Genomic DNA, 14,411 nt, shown 5'->3' with positions numbered 1-14,411 from the left:
CCAGTTCACGGGCAACAAGACTCTAAAACAAGATGGCCCCGTTCACCGGGGACACGCCACAATGCTCTCTTTCGTTGCAACGTCGAGGGCCAGCATTGCGTACCACTCAAAGGAGTAGCCTCGTAGAGCCATTGCTCCCAGGCCGCCGCGAGCCCGGAAGCATATCTCGACACGTTCTTGTCTCCGTAGGCCGCCACGTCGACGACTGCCCGCAATACAGCGTCGACGTCATCTGCATTCGCGTCGTTGAGTGCCTCGAGACCGTCCTCGCGTGTCTCCTGAGTGACCTTCCGCGCGTCACCTCCGGTAATTCGAAAGTAGGACGACCATAATGCTTCTTGGAAAATTCTATAGGCCTCGACCTGTTTTTCACGCTGCCATGCTCGCCGTTCACGACGGTCTGTGGCGCGTGCGGTGTACACGGCTCCGAATATCACTCCCAAACCGAGAGCACCGAGAGCACCGGTCGGGTTCGCCAACAAGCCCGCGACGATTTCGTTCACCGAACACCTCACTTCTGGCCACTGACAGGCGCCGACTCCAATCCTGCGGCGTCCATAGACCATAGCCCGCCGTCGAGTGCGCAATTTTCGATCTCATGGCGCTGGTGAGAAGGCGCGCGAAGGCGACCGACAACGACGAATACGACCTACGCCTGGGGATCGAGTAGACCGGCGAGCATCCGTTGACAATCCTGACCAAAGACAGCATGGGGTAGACCTACGACGGCGTTTCGATCCCTCTCTGCACCGCTACACACCGGTCGAGACCACTGTAGACCCAACAGAGCCGGAGTCAGACTTCCACTGGCACGTTCACGACGTCGCTCAGGACTGCGTGAATCAGGGCGGCATCGCGAACCTGTTGCTCATCCGGCCGCCTGCCCGCGGCGAGTCTACCTAGCGGATCTCAGCGCAAGCGACTGTAGCGTCGATTCATGGACAGCGATGAAATCCGCGAACGAGAACAAGAACGACTGTTGGAGGGGCGAGAGCTGTACAGCGATGACACCGGCAAGCCGCGTCTGCGCCGGTCAGTTGCCGCGTACCTCGACGCCTTGGGGACCAAAGAAGCCGTCCAAACCACGACAACGCAGGCCTGCAACGGCAGATAGGGCTGCTCGATGAACTGAACAGCACACTGCACGATCCGAGTTGGGAATCACGCTACCAACGAATGCTGACGTTCAGCGACAGCATCGCTGTCGCTGTTCCTATCGTTGCTACGGAAACCGGCAGTGAGCTCGGCATCCTCTCCGACTCCATCAGTACCTACCAGTTTCAGCTCGCCCTCAGCGGACGTTTCCTGCGCGGGGGTATCTCCACCGGTGATGTCTACGCGGACTACGCGCACATCACCGGCCCCGCCCTTGTAGAGGCCGTCCTTCTCGAAGAAAACACAGCAGTCGTGCCCCGAGTGCTGTTGAGTACCGAGGCTCTCCAATATGCCCTGTACACCGGCTATTCGAGATATGGAAGCGAGGCTTACCAGTCGGAATGGAACAGAACGTACATCGTCGATGCAGACGGGCGTGCGTTCGTGAACTATCTCGATACGGCGTTGACGGCCGAACAGGACGATGTCAGGTTGGCAGAAGACTTCTTACAAGAACACAAAGACACTGTCGTCGGAGCCCTGACCACGTACACCGAACCGTCGCGGATCCGAGAGAAGTACGTATGGGCTGCTCAGTACCACAACGCTTGCTGCGCGCGGCACCTGCAAAGCGAAAGCCTTCAGATCACCAAACCTGCATTGACCCCCCTCGAGGAGTTGTTTCCTCGCACGTTCAAGCCACTGTTCGATCCGGAGCCCGATCCGGCGGACCCGGTCGACGCCTCGCGGTAGACAGTTCGGTTCACGGGAGCGCGACCGAAATATCGACGTGCGCCTCGTCCGTGACGCCCCTGCTGTGCTTGCAGACGCCGAACGCTCCGAGCGACGCCAGCACGCTAACACCACGCTGGCTGTTCAACAGCGGCACTGGGTCTCAGCGAGGCGATCTTGCCGACCGCCGGATTCATGTTCTACATTCACGGCTGAGCACGCTCGCCACGACCGGTAACCGCATTCAAAGCCGGCTTCTGAAATGTTGGCCAACGCCCAGAGTCACCTAACGGACATCTACGACAATCCCGCACACACCCCGTACCCCTGGTCGACAATCCCACCGGTGCTGGCGATCATCGAAACAAGCCAGCGACCGGCACCTAGGACTTCGATGTCCACGATCTGCCGGTGAACCGCGGTCGATCAGCGGCGACCGCAGGCGGCTCGACATCGGACCCCGCTGGACGCACGGAAAGAGCGGCGAAGCGGAACGACTCTTCCTCGACTCCCGCCGGCAGAGGTTCGGACCCGAGGTCGACTTCCTCTCCCGCAGTCAGTGTTCCGGACGCAGTGTGGATGCTGAGGACCTGGACGAGGCATCCACCAGGGGGTTGCGTCCGATTCGATGATCCCCCACCCCTCATCGACCGAATACCGACGAACTCGTCCCCTGTCGGTCATAGCTGCACCAGCACCTTTCGAGACGACGACTGCGGCCACAGCCGAAGATATACCCGCGATCGACGGAATGTCATCGAGCCACCGATCGACGATCTCGATGCTCACACCCCGCCATCCCCCTCCCGTCGGACGACACTGACCTCGTGATTGGTCACCTCGCCAGCCGCAGAACGGCGCTCGGTGTCATCGACTTCGACCTGGTCACCGAGCGCGCCGCAAGAACACTGCCACTCGCTCTCGACGGAACGCGCGTCCCGTCGATAAGGACGTTATGCCCGTAATGCCACCCACGACGGGTAACCATTCCCAGCGGCGCGTTACATCCCGAACGGACCGGCCCGCCACCGGACCCGCCGTCCGTCGCCTGGCCACCTGACCACCAACTGGCCGAATCAAGTGCCACCGTCCACACCCGACCAAGCCAAAAATGCCAGGACCGTGGTAGATCCACCTGAACCCCGAAAACAGCACCATCTCGGGCGGCAAGAAACGAGTAGTGACATCCTCGCGGCACGCACACAGAAAAGACGGCCCCGGATTTCTCCGAAACCGCCTCTGACCTGCAATATCTGTCGGGCTGACAGGATTTGAACCTGCGACCACTTGACCCCCAGTTATGTGTAATTGCTTGACCAGGGCTTTCTCGTTTTATCGCAGTTTCTCCGCATTTAGCCTCTGACCTGCACCGATGCTATCTCGTTCTATCTCCGTTTGCTTGGCCTGAAACCCGCTTGGCTGAATTACTGCGGTCTGAGTGCGGTCTGAGTGCGGTCTGGAAACGGCGACGATCGGCGGTCGCTGCCGTTGGCGCCGGAGGTACCCGCCGCGCGTCCGTGGCGGTGTCGCCGGTACCGGGCATAAGCGCGCGCTTCGCGCCACGCGTCCAAGCCGATCTGCTCGACGTCTTTTCGGTCGCTCTCGGTCGGCAATTCGGTGAGGTCGAGAAAGTCGCGCCAGGTGGGCTCGGGTCGGTTCTGTGTCGCTCCCACGGTTGCGCTGAGTGCCGCAACGGCGGTCGGGTCGCGGTGAGACATGCTCTTGCTCCGTTTCTTGTCGGTCTTGTCGGGGGTGTTGTCGCGGTCGGTGAACTGGTGGCCGCTGCCGAATTGCACCCGCTTGGACCAGCCGCTCGAAGATGACCAGCCGTGCTGCCTACAAAAGTTGTCGGCGCGAAGTATCTCGGCGGGTGCGGGTTCACCCGTGTGCGCGGTGTAGCACTCGGCGCGCAGGCAGGGCACGCACGTCCAAGACGTCGCGTCGAGACGTCGACTCGTCTTCGTGTGCTGGACGACCCGAACATCGAGCGTCACTGTGCGCGGCTCCAGGACGTGACCGCGTGGACACGTCGCCGGCACGATCAGAGAGACGTCGGCCGTAGTCATCGCGCGCTCCGCTGCCACCGGCTCACGCCGTTGTTCTCACACCACTCGGCCACTGCGTCGTCTCGGAGTCGGTCGGCGACAGTCTCCCGCCAGCCGCTCGCCGGCGTCGGAAGGGCGAATGCGCGTTGTTCACCGACACTCGCGAACGGGTTCGGTGTGTCACCGTCCGGCCATGCGGCCTCTCGTTCCCACTCCGTCGTAGGCTCGCGGTTGACCTCGGCGAGCCACTCGCGCCAGGCGTCGGGGCGTAGCTCCTGGGGAAGATCGGACATGCTGAAGGGGCCGACGCCGGCGGATCGTTGCTCGGCCGTCTGCGGTGCAGTGAGGGCCTTAACCATGTCGCCGTCCTCGTGATCCCCGCTGTCGAGTTTCGTTGCGGGTCTTGTTCTCCGACGTTTCGCCGGGGGCGTTGGTGCCGTAGGTTCCTCGCACCGGCCGGAGACCACCGGAACCGCCGGCGCGTAGTTGTCCGGCTGCCTTGTCTATTCGGTGGTCGAGGGTTGCTTGTAGGCGGGTGAGGGCGAGACGTTGTTGCCGCAGTTCGGCGGCTGCCGGGTTGACTTTGGTCGAGCCCGCTTGGGTCTTCTGGACAGCGCCGTTCGTCTCGATGTCGAGCTGAAGCTCGGCGATCACGTCGGCCGTGCCTGTGATCTGCTCCAGAATCGCAAGGTCGTCGTCTTCGAGGGCAAGACCTAGCTCGGTGGCCTTACCTGAGTAGAAGCTCTTCAGGGTCCCGCTCATAGTCGTTTCGGTCATGTCCGGTTACGCCTTCAGTTGCGCGAGGATCGAGTGCTGCGCCGAGAGCGACAGCCAGAACTCGGGGTCGACGTTCTCGTTCGCGTCGGCGAGTTTGTAGGCACGCGCGAGTGCGTACTCGGCTGCTGTGATGTGCTCGGCTCTGGTGGTCGCCGAGGGTTGCGGTATCGCCATGTTCGGCCGTCGCTTTCGCGTTGTAGGGGTACCCGGTTGGGGTATGTGATCAGCTTACGAACGCTGTCAAAAGTCCAACCCGCTGGTGCTTCCCGCTGATGTCCGACCCGCTTGATCTAGCGAAAAGCGTTAAGCGCCAGTGGAGTTCGCCCCGCTGGTGGGTGGGACATCGCTCCACGGTCGATGTGGAGGGCCTCTAGGTGGGTCAAAACGCCTGGCCAGAGCCTATATCTGGCCTGGGAGGGCATACTCTTAGAACCTCTCGCGTGAGGATTGGCAGGACGCGGATGCCTTCCTCGAGACAGGGGGTACCGGGGTCCCACCCCCTACCCCTTCACGACGATGCCCCGGTCACCACACACCAGTGCAGTGCCGGGGCTGTGCGCCACGCTGAGGCGTCGGCTGCTGTCAGTTGTCCAAGTACCGGCCTAACCCTCTACCGGCGTTCTCGCGCCTCTGAGCGCTCTTGAGCGGTGATCCTCCACCGACCTGCCGACCTGCGTCGAGCTGAGCCTGCGCGTTGGACTGCTCAGCCTGCCGATCAGCTTCGAGCTTCGAGCGCTTCAACGCCATCTCGTTCTCGTGTTCGCGTCGGCGCTCGTCGCGCTCGATCTTCGCCTTCTTCGCGCGAAGCACGGACGCCACTCGATGATCGTCTGACAAGTAACGACCGAAGCCCTTCTTGCCGCTCATCACGCCTCGCTCTCGATGTGTGCGACCCCTGCGGCTGCTGGCCTGCCATTGCTGAGCCACCATGCCAGCGCACCATGCGCTCCGTGGACCCCTACCAGTTCGGACCCCTGGTATTGGCCACTCCACGAAACTCGCTCGGCGTCTGTGTCGCTCAGCAACTCGGTGGGCCGCTTCGGATCGAACCCCGACGCCAACACGACCGATAGCCACCGACGCGTCGACTGGACCTCGGTCCACCGGACCACGGCTTCCCGCCATGCTCGCCAGGCAGTGCTTACGGCCGGGTCGTTCGAGTCGACCACTTCGTCGGCCGTAGCGTCCACGGACAACCCGGCTTCGGTCAATACGTCCGCTGCACGGCCTGCCGTGCCGAGAATCTGCAACGTCGCCGAATTGAGCAGCTTCTCAATCTCCAGCGCGCTGTCCCGTACCCGCTCGGCCCGCTCCTGGGCTTGTCGTTCGTTCAGGCTCGCGAAGACGGTCACGGCGTACCCTTCCGGGCGTCCATCCGGTCGCTGGTGCTCGATCCATCCAATGAACGGTGCCAGGACGTCAGGGGTCCGTTGCTTTGCTCGTGCGGCGTCCAGGGCAGCGTCCAGCAGACCATTGAGCATTCGCGCCTCGGCCCGCTTCTCCTCCTCGATGGTCGCGACCTCGCCGCGAACCCGTTCGGTGACCTTGGAGAACGCGGCGTCGATCTTGCGAAGGTCCAGAAGCTCGCTCACGGCCTCGCCGACCTCTCCGCGCAACGAGGTGGTGATCGTCGGTCCACCGCGCTGTGCGTCGATCTGAGCCCTCGTGCGTTCGGCTGTTGCTCGGTCTTCGGAGAGTCGTAGGTCGCGCTGTGCCGCACCCACATGCGTCGTCCCGATGATGAGATTGGCCTCTCGCTGCGCGGCGTCACTCATGGCCGCTCGGTTGCCCCGCTGCACTGCCTCGGAACTGAGCAGGTTGTCGTCGGTTTCGTAGTCGTCGCCGACTTCCTCGGCGAGGGTGTCGGCGTTCGTCGGCGGCTTGTTGGGGTTGAAGGTGGTCATGATGCGGTCTCGCTTTCGTTGGTGGTACTTGGTGTGCGCAGAAACTCTGCGACGGCTTCGGCGTCGTGTCGGTTGGCGTAGTGCCCATCGATTCGGACCACCACGTCCCAGGACGTCTTGCCGTCGCTTGCCTCGAACGGGGCCACGTCGACGTGAACCCAATCGGCGCAACTAGCGATCTGGTCGAGCACGTTCGCGAACTTCTCCAAGGCCCGCTGTCGGTGTTGCTCCCACGGTTCGGTGGGGAACGTCAGGGTCGGCATGATGTGCTCACTTCCTGTTATTTGGTTGTCCCGCTGTCAGTCGTCCAGCCGGGGGTGTACTTCGTACACACCCCGACCTGTCCTGGGGCGACCGGTGAAAAACTGTCCTGACCTGTCCGGGACAGTTTGACCAGCGGAAATGCGTTTCTGACCTGACCTGTCCGGGGCAGAAAACCTGACCGGGACAGTTTCCGAAAAATCGGCCCAAAAATGCATTTCCGCTGGTCAGGCTGTCCCGACCTGACCTGAAAACTGTCCCGGCCCTGGTCAGAGGGGGTGCGGAATGTGGAACTACTGGGCATTTCTGGCCTTTCGGAAACGCACCGCTTCGGACCATCCGTCTGTACCGACGCGCAGGTCTCCGCCGCTCGCGAGGTATTGCTCCTGAGCTTTGGCCCGACCCGCTGTCGATGGAACGTTGCGGGCGTCCATGTCCGCGATCAGTGCGAGCACTTCTTCCGGCAGACGCTCAATCGCGTCCTCGATCTCGTCGGCGGCGAGGTCCGAAAGCGTCACCTTCCCTGTGACCACTTCGTGCCGTAGCGGGCTCTGTCGTCGCAACAGGTGAACCACGTCGGGGTGGTGCGCTGTTCGGTCTACTTCGCGCACGAGTTTGAACCGCGACGGGCTAGCGCCTTTTTGCATGATCCAAGAGCAGTCGACGTCGCCGGTCTTCGCTGAGCTGCCTCGCGCACCGAGAGCCGCATCTTTACCTGTGTGGTCGATACGGATGATCGTTCGGCCCTCACGCTTGAGCGGGACCAACAGCTCCCGATACAGCCTTAGGTACGTGTCGGCGTCGTTCTCAGCTCCGCTGACGAATCGGGACACTGTGTCCAGCACGATTAGTTGCGCGTCGATAGCTTTTGCCAGGGCCACGATGTCGCGCGCACCGCCGGCGTCGAGCTGCTCGATTGCGGGGAAGCTCGCATAGTGCAGGCGGGCAAGGTCTTCGGGACTCGCTCCCATCTCGAGAAAACGATCACGCACCAGCTCGCGCGAGTTCTCGCGATCAAGGTAGAGCACCGTGATCGGCTCCTCGGAGCGGGTATGACCCTCGGATAGATCGGTGCCGAAAGTCGGCTTGCCGGCGGCGAGACGGTATGCGATTTCTTGCACCATGAGCGACTTCCCGACCTTCGGCGCGCTGACAAGCTGATACAACAAACCGCGCCCGAAAACCCCCGGCACGAGCCATTCGAACGGCTCGGGCTCACCGCTGAGCAGTTGGGACCAATCGAGCAGACCCAGCGTTTGCTTATCTTCCGGGTCGTACTCGAACGACTCGGTGTCGGTGTCAGTCATCGTGTCCTCGGGGTCCTCGGCTGTCTCGGTGTCTTTGGGTGGGTTTTCGCGTTCGCGGGCAAGCTCGTGGGCTTTGGCAGCGTGAAACTGACGGGTCAGTTCTCCGAAGCCTTCGGCGATCGTGTCGAACTTCTCCAGGCGGGCTTCATCGGCGCGAATGTCGTTGGCGCTCAGACGGGACCAATTCCACATGAGAACCGACATGTCGACGGTTGCGTAGGCTTCCGGTGCGGCATAGAACCGCTCGGCGGCTACGGTCTCGGCGGCTTCGACTTCGACAAGCGGGGTGAAGTCGTCCAGATCCAAACCCGCCGACTCGAATTGGTCGAACTGGTGGTCCAGCCGTAGTCCAGGGTCGGACGCGAACACTCGCACGCCAGGGTGCTCGGCCAAGTGCTCCGGCGCGAACAGTCGGCGGGTGTCATCGTCCACGCGAAGAAACAGCACTGCGCGCTGGTCCGACACGTCGAGTTGATCCCAGTCCCATAGCCGGTCATTCGTCCAGAGCCGACCGACGTCGCCGGCGTTGTCCAAGTAGTCGTAGACGTCGATCGGCAGGGCGGACAGAAAAGTGAGCAGTGTGCGAATGTCGGGCGCGAACACTGCTCGTCGGTCCGTAAGGAACGCGTCGAGCATCGACCGCTCGTGCACCCGCTGAGCCGAGCGCGAGAGTCGGCTGGTGGCCTGCGCCTTGGTCCAGTACTCGCGATATTCGTCTCGTGTCATGCCGGAGTCAGCGAGTTCGGCGTACGTGGGCGAGACGGCGATCATCGTGCACCGCCGAAGATCGAGACCAGCGCGACGACGTTGGAGAGCAACGCGACGCAACCCCAGAAAACGGGAGATGAGAAAATGTCGGTCGTACGCGCTAGAATCGCCTCGGGAGACGAAATCCGGTGACTTAGCGGTAGGTGACGGTTTCGGTGGGAGGCCCCGGCAGAGATGCCGGGGCTTTCTTGTTTTGTGTAAAGCATTGCTGGGGACCATCTTTCGTAGGCGTTGTGCGGCGTGAGCAGCGCCTGGTGGGATGGGTGACGAGTTTCAGGTCCCCGGTTACGCGCCGACGCCGGTCAGCTCTTTCTGTTCGGCTATCCAGCGCTCGACGTCTTCGCGGTCATAGAAAACCCGATTACCCAACTTGTATGAGCGGGGGCCGATTCCACGGTTCCGCCACTGGTACATCGTTTGCTTGGCCTGTCCGATCGCCATTGCTGCGGCGTCGATTGTCAGACGGTTCTCGACAAGAGCTGTGATCGTCGTAGTTCTCATTGCGTTCTCCTGTGGTTATCGGCGTCTTGCTGTCCACATAAGATCACGCCGAAAACCGTTGTGCCACATGTCAACTTTGACGAAAGAATCGGACATCGCCAGGTCAGGGGCTATGTCAGCTTTGGCGATCGAAGCTTTAAACAGCTGGTCAAGTCGGGTATATGCATGTGATGTAGATCACATCTAGACCGCAGAGGTTAAGTGGTCAATTGCTGCCGTTTATGGCAGGTTCTATTGAATGAGTTCGCAGCGCACACCTGGACATACCTTCCCCGTCAACGACAGGTGGATCAGTAGCAAGACAGGCGAGCCCACTACGCGCCACGGTTCCGGTCTCCGGTATCAGGCAACCTACGTCGACCCCAACGGCAAACCAGTCAGCCAGTCGTTCGCCACCAAGAAGGCTGCTGCCGGGTGGCTTCGCGACAAGGTTACGGCGATGGGAACGGGCGGGTACGTCGCGCCTTCGAAGGAGAGCATCACTCTTGGTCAGGTCGAACAGCGGTGGCGGGACGGACTGACCGGACGGGCCTCGACACTGAGCACGTACAAGATGCTCGTGAAAGGGCACATCTTGCCGAAGTGGGAGAACACGCCGATCCGCTCGATCAAACACCAGGACGTCAAAATGTGGGTGCGCGGGCTGACGACGAAAAAGGGCACCCCGGTCAGCACTGCGACGGCGCGCCAGACCCTCAAGCTCCTTCGGCAGATTTTCGCCATTGCGATGGACCCCACGGACCCGATCGTGACCCTCGACCCCACACGGGGCGTCAAGGTCGCTTCCTCCACATCAGCAGAGTTGGTCGACCGCAAGTTCGCGTCTCTCATCGACGTCGAACGCATCGCGACTGCGGCCGACTATCGAGCCGCGCAACCGAAGACGCCGGGACGACGAAACGACTTGCTCACGGACGCTGAGCCCGCCGACGACTGGAGCACCGTCGAAGTGCCGGTCTCGCCGGACGGACTTCTGATCCGCCTTCTCGGTGCCACCGGGTGCCGATTCGGCGAAATGGCCGCTCTTCGGGTCGGTCGACTCGACATCGACTCTCCGCGACCCACGGTGTTCATCACAGAGGCTGCCGTCGAGGTCGACGGCGTGATGTATGTCGGTGCGCCGAAGACACAGGAGTCGGTCCGGCGTGTTCCGTTCCGTAAGGCCCTCGTCGCGTCGCTGGACTCGCATCTAAGGGCTCAGGGGATCGCGGACGACGACGCTGCGTTCGTCTTCGCTCAGCGGGACGGCCACCCGCTCAGGCTTCGGAACTGGTCCCGGAGAGTGTTCACGCCAGCGGCAGAATTGGCGGGCGTTGACATCACGGTCCACGGACTTCGGCATAGCGCGGCATCCGCTGCGATCCGCCAGGGCAAGACTCCGGTGCAAGTTTCGCGGCTGCTCGGCCACTCGAAGCCGTCGATAACTCTCGACGTGTACTCGCACGAGTTCCCCGACGATCTGACTGCGATCGAGTGAGGGTAATAATCCGGTCTGGTGCGGTCTGGTGCGGTCTGACGAAAATTTGTGCGGTCTGTCTGCGGTCCAAGACAAAGAAAGGGGCATCACCCGATTGCTCGGATAATGCCCCTGACCTGCAATAACTCTGTGTCGGGCTGACAGGATTTGAACCTGCGACCACTTGACCCCCAGTCAAGTGCGCTACCAAGCTGCGCCACAGCCCGCCGCGCCCCGTAAGGCGCTCGATGAGATTACCCCAGCCCCACCCCTGAGAGGAAATCGCCTGCTCAGGGGCGGGTCGGAGCAATTGTCAGCGGTGTCCCTTGCCTGGCCGTTCGCGCTTCTCGCGGATACGGACCGAGATACGCACGGGGCTGCCGTCGAAGTTGAACTCCTCGCGCAGACGCCGCTCGATGAACCGGCGGTAGCCGGCCTCGAGGAAGCCCGTGGTGAAGAGCACGAACGTCGGCGGACGCGTCGTCGCCTGCGTTGCGAACATGATCCGCGGTAGTCGTCCGCCACGCATCGGGGGCGGCGTGGCCGCGACAACTTCCTTGAGCCAGGTGTTGAGCCTGCCCGTCGGGATGCGCTTGTCCCAGGACTCGAGTGCCGTCTCGAGTGCGGGAACGAGCTTCTGGACGGCCCTACCGGTGTGGGCGGAGATGTTGACGCGCTGCGCCCACGGAACCCGAGCGAGGTCGCGGTCGATCTCTTTCTCGAGCTGCATCCGGCGGTCCTCGTCGACGAGGTCCCACTTGTTGAAGGCCAGCACCAGCGCACGGCCGGCGTCGGCCACCATGCTCAGCACCCGCAGGTCCTGCTCAGAGATCACCTCGGAGGAGTCGATCAGCAAGATCGCGACCTCGGCTGCCTCGATAGCGGACTTCGTGCGCAGTGACGCGTAGAACTCGGCGCCACTGGCATGGCTGACCCGCTTTCGCAGGCCTGCGGTATCGACGAATCGCCATGTCTTGCCGCCCAACTCGACGAGCGAGTCGACCGGGTCGACTGTGGTGCCCGCGACATCGTGCACCACGGAACGCTCGTCACCGGACAGCTTGTTGATCAGCGAGGACTTGCCCACATTGGGCTTGCCCACCAACGCAACTCGCCGCGGACCGCCGCCGGGAATGCCCTCACGGGGCGTCTCCGGAAGTGCTTCGAGCACGTTGTCGAGCAAGTCACCGGTACCGCGGCCGTGGGTCGCAGATACCGAATGCGGCTGACCGAGACCCAAAGACCACAGTGACGCGACCTCGGATTCGGTGCGGGAGTCGTCGACCTTGTTGGCCACCAACAGCACTGGAGTCTTCGATCGCCGAAGTACCCGCGCGACAGCCTCGTCCGTGGTGGTCGAACCCACCCGAGCATCGACGACGAGCAGGATCGCGTCGGCTGTGTTCATCGCCAACTCGGCCTGGCGAGCCACAGACTGCTGCAGCCCCTTGGCGTCGGGTTCCCAGCCGCCGGTGTCCTGCACCATGAATCGTCGTCCGGACCAGTTGGCCTCGTACGACACACGGTCACGCGTCACACCGGGCACATCCTCGACCACTGCCTCGCGGCGGCCGATGATGCGGTTGACGAGTGTGGACTTGCCGACGTTGGGACGACCCACCACAGCGAGAGTCGGAACCGCTACGGCGGCTTCACCGTTCTCGTCCTCGGTGAGATCGACGAGTTCCCACTCCCCCTCGTCGTTCCACGTTCCGTCGTTCGCGGCTTCGGCCGAATACAATTCGTCGGTCACTGCTTCACTCCAGTTCTGTCTTGCACAACCTGCAGCAACGCGGCGATGACGCCGTCCATGCCCAGGTCGCTGGTGTCCACGATGACGGAGTCCTCGGCAGGCCGCAACGGAGATACGGCGCGAGTGGAGTCCGCATGATCGCGGCGTTGAACGTCGGCGAGCACGGCTTCGTAATCGTCGCCGCGCCCTTCCTCGACGTTCTGTTTGTTGCGACGGTCTGCGCGCGCTTCCGGCGTTGCCGTCAGGAATACCTTGACGTCGGCGTTCTGCAGCACGACGGTGCCGATATCGCGACCCTCGACGACGATTCGCGGCGCGGACGCCGCGATATCGCGCTGCATCTGCACCAGCTGCTCACGCACGCTCGGCACTGCCGACACGGCGGAGACGGCCTTGGTGACGGCTGCGCCGCGGATCTCGGAAGAGACGTCCTCACCGCCCATCGTGACGGCTTCGGCGGCGGGATCGGTGCCGATGTCCAGCGGCAGAGTAGCCACGACGTCGGCGACCTTGCCTGCATCGGTCGGATCGACGCCGGCGCGCAGCACCCACACCGTCGCCACACGGTACATCGCACCGGTGTCGAGGTAGCGGGCATCGAGTGCGGTGGCCAGCCTGCGTGAGACCGTCGACTTACCGGTTCCCGACGGCCCGTCCATGGCGATGACGAGACCCGCCATCACAGACCGACCGACTCGTAGAGCTTGCCGATCTCGCCGCGACCCAGAACGCGAAGAGTTCCGGGACGCTGATCGCCGAGCGCGATGTTGCCGACGTCGGTCCGCACGAGACGACCGACGGGGTAGCCGACCTTCTCGAACAGACGCCGCACGATGTGCTTACGGCCTTCGTGCAGGGTGATGCGCACGAGGGACTTGCCCTCGCTGACATCGAGCAGCGAGTAGCCGTCGACCTTGACGGGGCCGTCGTCGAGCACGACGCCCGAGCGCAGTTGTTTGCCGACCTCGCGCGGGATGGTGCCGAACAATGTCGCGAGGTAGGTCTTGGACACCTCGAACGACGGGTGCATCAGCCGGTGAGCAAGATCACCGTCGTTGGTGAACAGCAACAGCCCCTCGGTGTCGGCATCGAGCCGTCCGACGTGGAAGAGACGCTGCCCTGCCTGCACGCGCTCGGAGACGATATCGCCGACGCAGGGGCGGCCCAGATCGTCGGACATCGTGCACTGCCACCCGCGTGGCTTGTTCATCGCGAGGTGGACGAGCTCTTCCTTGACGACGATGCGGGTGCCGTCGACGCGGACGATGGCCACATCGGGATCGATGCGGTTGCCCTGCTCGGTGACTATGCGTCCGTCGACCTCCACGCGGCCGTCCGCGATGAGCTCCTCGGCTGCGCGACGCGAGGCGACACCGGCCTGCGCGAGCACCTTCTGTAGCCGAACACCTTCACCGCGCGGCACGTGGCGACGCTTGGTGTCGGACTCGATGTACTGATGCTTCGCCGGCTTGGCGTTGTTGATGATGGTCGACGGTGCCTGCTTCTTCTGCGGCTTCGGCGGCTTGGGCCGAGACGGCTTCTTGCGCGGCACGGCGTCGTTGCTGCGGTCGTTCACACCACTGTCCGCAGACTGGTCCTCGAAAGGTTTGCGCTGCTCAGCGCCCTTGCGTGGGGCTGCGGAACGGGGAGGCCGGGGCCCGGTGGGCTTTCCTCCGGCGCGGGGCGAGTCCCCTGTGCGGCGTCCCTCGCGCGGCTCCTCCGACCTACCTGTGGTCGGCTTCCTGCGCGGATCCTGTCGTTTGTTTCTGTCCGGTGTGCCATCACGGCGAGCGGGCTTGTTCACTTCTTTAC

Annotated in this window: 16 protein-coding genes and 1 tRNA gene; 3 read left to right on the top strand and 14 right to left on the bottom strand. The window is 63.0% G+C overall.

Annotated features, from left to right (window positions below):
* Window positions 1-5: 5 nt before the first annotated feature.
* Complete coding sequence (locus J1M86_RS22650) at window positions 6-503, bottom strand: hypothetical protein (protein ID WP_206511443.1); 498 nt, start codon at window positions 501-503, stop codon at window positions 6-8.
* 434 nt (window positions 504-937) lie between these two features.
* Here J1M86_RS22650 and J1M86_RS22645 point away from each other — a divergent pair, with 434 nt between their 5' ends.
* Together J1M86_RS22645 and J1M86_RS22640 are read left to right on the top strand one after the other, a co-directional pair.
* Window positions 938-1,114 (top strand): hypothetical protein, encoded by a 177-nt coding sequence (locus J1M86_RS22645; protein ID WP_206511442.1) that lies wholly within the window; start codon window positions 938-940, stop codon window positions 1,112-1,114.
* 62 nt (window positions 1,115-1,176) lie between these two features.
* A complete protein-coding gene (locus tag J1M86_RS22640; protein WP_206511441.1) occupies window positions 1,177-1,848 on the top strand; it encodes a hypothetical protein in 672 nt (223 codons plus the stop codon).
* A 1,403-nt stretch (window positions 1,849-3,251) separates the two neighbouring features.
* Here J1M86_RS22640 and J1M86_RS22635 read toward each other — a convergent pair.
* The 9 genes from J1M86_RS22635 to J1M86_RS22595 all read right to left on the bottom strand — a co-directional run bounded on the left by J1M86_RS22635 (window position 3,252) and on the right by J1M86_RS22595 (window position 9,390).
* The gene (locus J1M86_RS22635) at window positions 3,252-3,893 is read right to left on the bottom strand and encodes a hypothetical protein (protein WP_206511440.1); all 642 of its coding nucleotides are present in this window, start codon (window positions 3,891-3,893) and stop codon (window positions 3,252-3,254) included.
* The gene (locus tag J1M86_RS22630) at window positions 3,890-4,231 is read right to left on the bottom strand and encodes a hypothetical protein (RefSeq protein ID WP_206511439.1); all 342 of its coding nucleotides are present in this window, start codon (window positions 4,229-4,231) and stop codon (window positions 3,890-3,892) included. The genes J1M86_RS22635 and J1M86_RS22630 overlap by 4 nt, the downstream gene beginning before the upstream one ends.
* Window positions 4,224-4,649 carry a hypothetical protein gene (locus tag J1M86_RS22625; protein WP_206511438.1) on the bottom strand — a complete coding sequence of 142 codons (426 nt, stop codon included), beginning with the start codon at window positions 4,647-4,649 and terminating at the stop codon, window positions 4,224-4,226. The genes J1M86_RS22630 and J1M86_RS22625 overlap by 8 nt, the downstream gene beginning before the upstream one ends.
* A gap of 6 nt (window positions 4,650-4,655) precedes the next feature.
* Window positions 4,656-4,823, bottom strand: a complete 168-nt coding sequence (locus J1M86_RS22620) for a hypothetical protein (protein ID WP_206511437.1) — start codon at window positions 4,821-4,823, stop codon at window positions 4,656-4,658.
* Between the two features lie 408 nt (window positions 4,824-5,231).
* Window positions 5,232-5,516 carry a hypothetical protein gene (locus tag J1M86_RS22615; protein WP_206511436.1) on the bottom strand — a complete coding sequence of 95 codons (285 nt, stop codon included), beginning with the start codon at window positions 5,514-5,516 and terminating at the stop codon, window positions 5,232-5,234.
* Complete coding sequence (locus tag J1M86_RS22610) at window positions 5,516-6,553, bottom strand: hypothetical protein (RefSeq protein ID WP_206511435.1); 1,038 nt, start codon at window positions 6,551-6,553, stop codon at window positions 5,516-5,518. The genes J1M86_RS22615 and J1M86_RS22610 overlap by 1 nt, the downstream gene beginning before the upstream one ends.
* The gene (locus J1M86_RS22605) at window positions 6,550-6,816 is read right to left on the bottom strand and encodes a hypothetical protein (protein WP_206511434.1); all 267 of its coding nucleotides are present in this window, start codon (window positions 6,814-6,816) and stop codon (window positions 6,550-6,552) included. The genes J1M86_RS22610 and J1M86_RS22605 overlap by 4 nt, the downstream gene beginning before the upstream one ends.
* A gap of 291 nt (window positions 6,817-7,107) precedes the next feature.
* A complete protein-coding gene (locus J1M86_RS22600) occupies window positions 7,108-8,892 on the bottom strand; it encodes an AAA family ATPase (RefSeq protein WP_206511433.1) in 1,785 nt (594 codons plus the stop codon).
* A gap of 282 nt (window positions 8,893-9,174) precedes the next feature.
* On the bottom strand, window positions 9,175-9,390 hold the full coding sequence (locus J1M86_RS22595) for an AlpA family transcriptional regulator (RefSeq protein WP_206511432.1): 216 nt from the start codon (window positions 9,388-9,390) through the stop codon (window positions 9,175-9,177).
* Between the two features lie 238 nt (window positions 9,391-9,628).
* Here J1M86_RS22595 and J1M86_RS22590 point away from each other — a divergent pair, with 238 nt between their 5' ends.
* On the top strand, window positions 9,629-10,867 hold the full coding sequence (locus J1M86_RS22590) for a site-specific integrase (RefSeq protein WP_206511431.1): 1,239 nt from the start codon (window positions 9,629-9,631) through the stop codon (window positions 10,865-10,867).
* Window positions 10,868-10,999: 132 nt separating this feature from the next.
* On the opposite strand, the gene J1M86_RS22585 is transcribed toward J1M86_RS22590, so the two are convergent.
* The 4 genes from J1M86_RS22585 to J1M86_RS22570 form a co-directional block, all read right to left on the bottom strand.
* A tRNA-Pro gene (locus tag J1M86_RS22585) sits at window positions 11,000-11,073 on the bottom strand.
* A gap of 86 nt (window positions 11,074-11,159) precedes the next feature.
* Window positions 11,160-12,599 carry a ribosome biogenesis GTPase Der gene (gene der / locus J1M86_RS22580; RefSeq protein WP_206511430.1) on the bottom strand — a complete coding sequence of 480 codons (1,440 nt, stop codon included), beginning with the start codon at window positions 12,597-12,599 and terminating at the stop codon, window positions 11,160-11,162.
* Window positions 12,596-13,279: a (d)CMP kinase gene (cmk, locus tag J1M86_RS22575; RefSeq protein ID WP_206511429.1), complete on the bottom strand. Its 684-nt coding sequence runs from the start codon at window positions 13,277-13,279 to the stop codon at window positions 12,596-12,598. The genes der and cmk overlap by 4 nt, the downstream gene beginning before the upstream one ends.
* On the bottom strand, window positions 13,279-14,403 hold the full coding sequence (locus tag J1M86_RS22570; RefSeq protein ID WP_075837534.1) for a pseudouridine synthase: 1,125 nt from the start codon (window positions 14,401-14,403) through the stop codon (window positions 13,279-13,281). The genes cmk and J1M86_RS22570 overlap by 1 nt, the downstream gene beginning before the upstream one ends.
* Window positions 14,404-14,411 lie beyond the last annotated feature (8 nt).

Source organism: Rhodococcus sp. KRD197, assembly GCF_017168235.1.
Classification (GTDB): Bacteria; Actinomycetota; Actinomycetes; order Mycobacteriales; family Mycobacteriaceae; genus Rhodococcoides.
The sequence above is the reverse complement of the archived record's forward strand: the minus strand, read 5'-3'. Positions and strand labels throughout refer to the sequence as shown.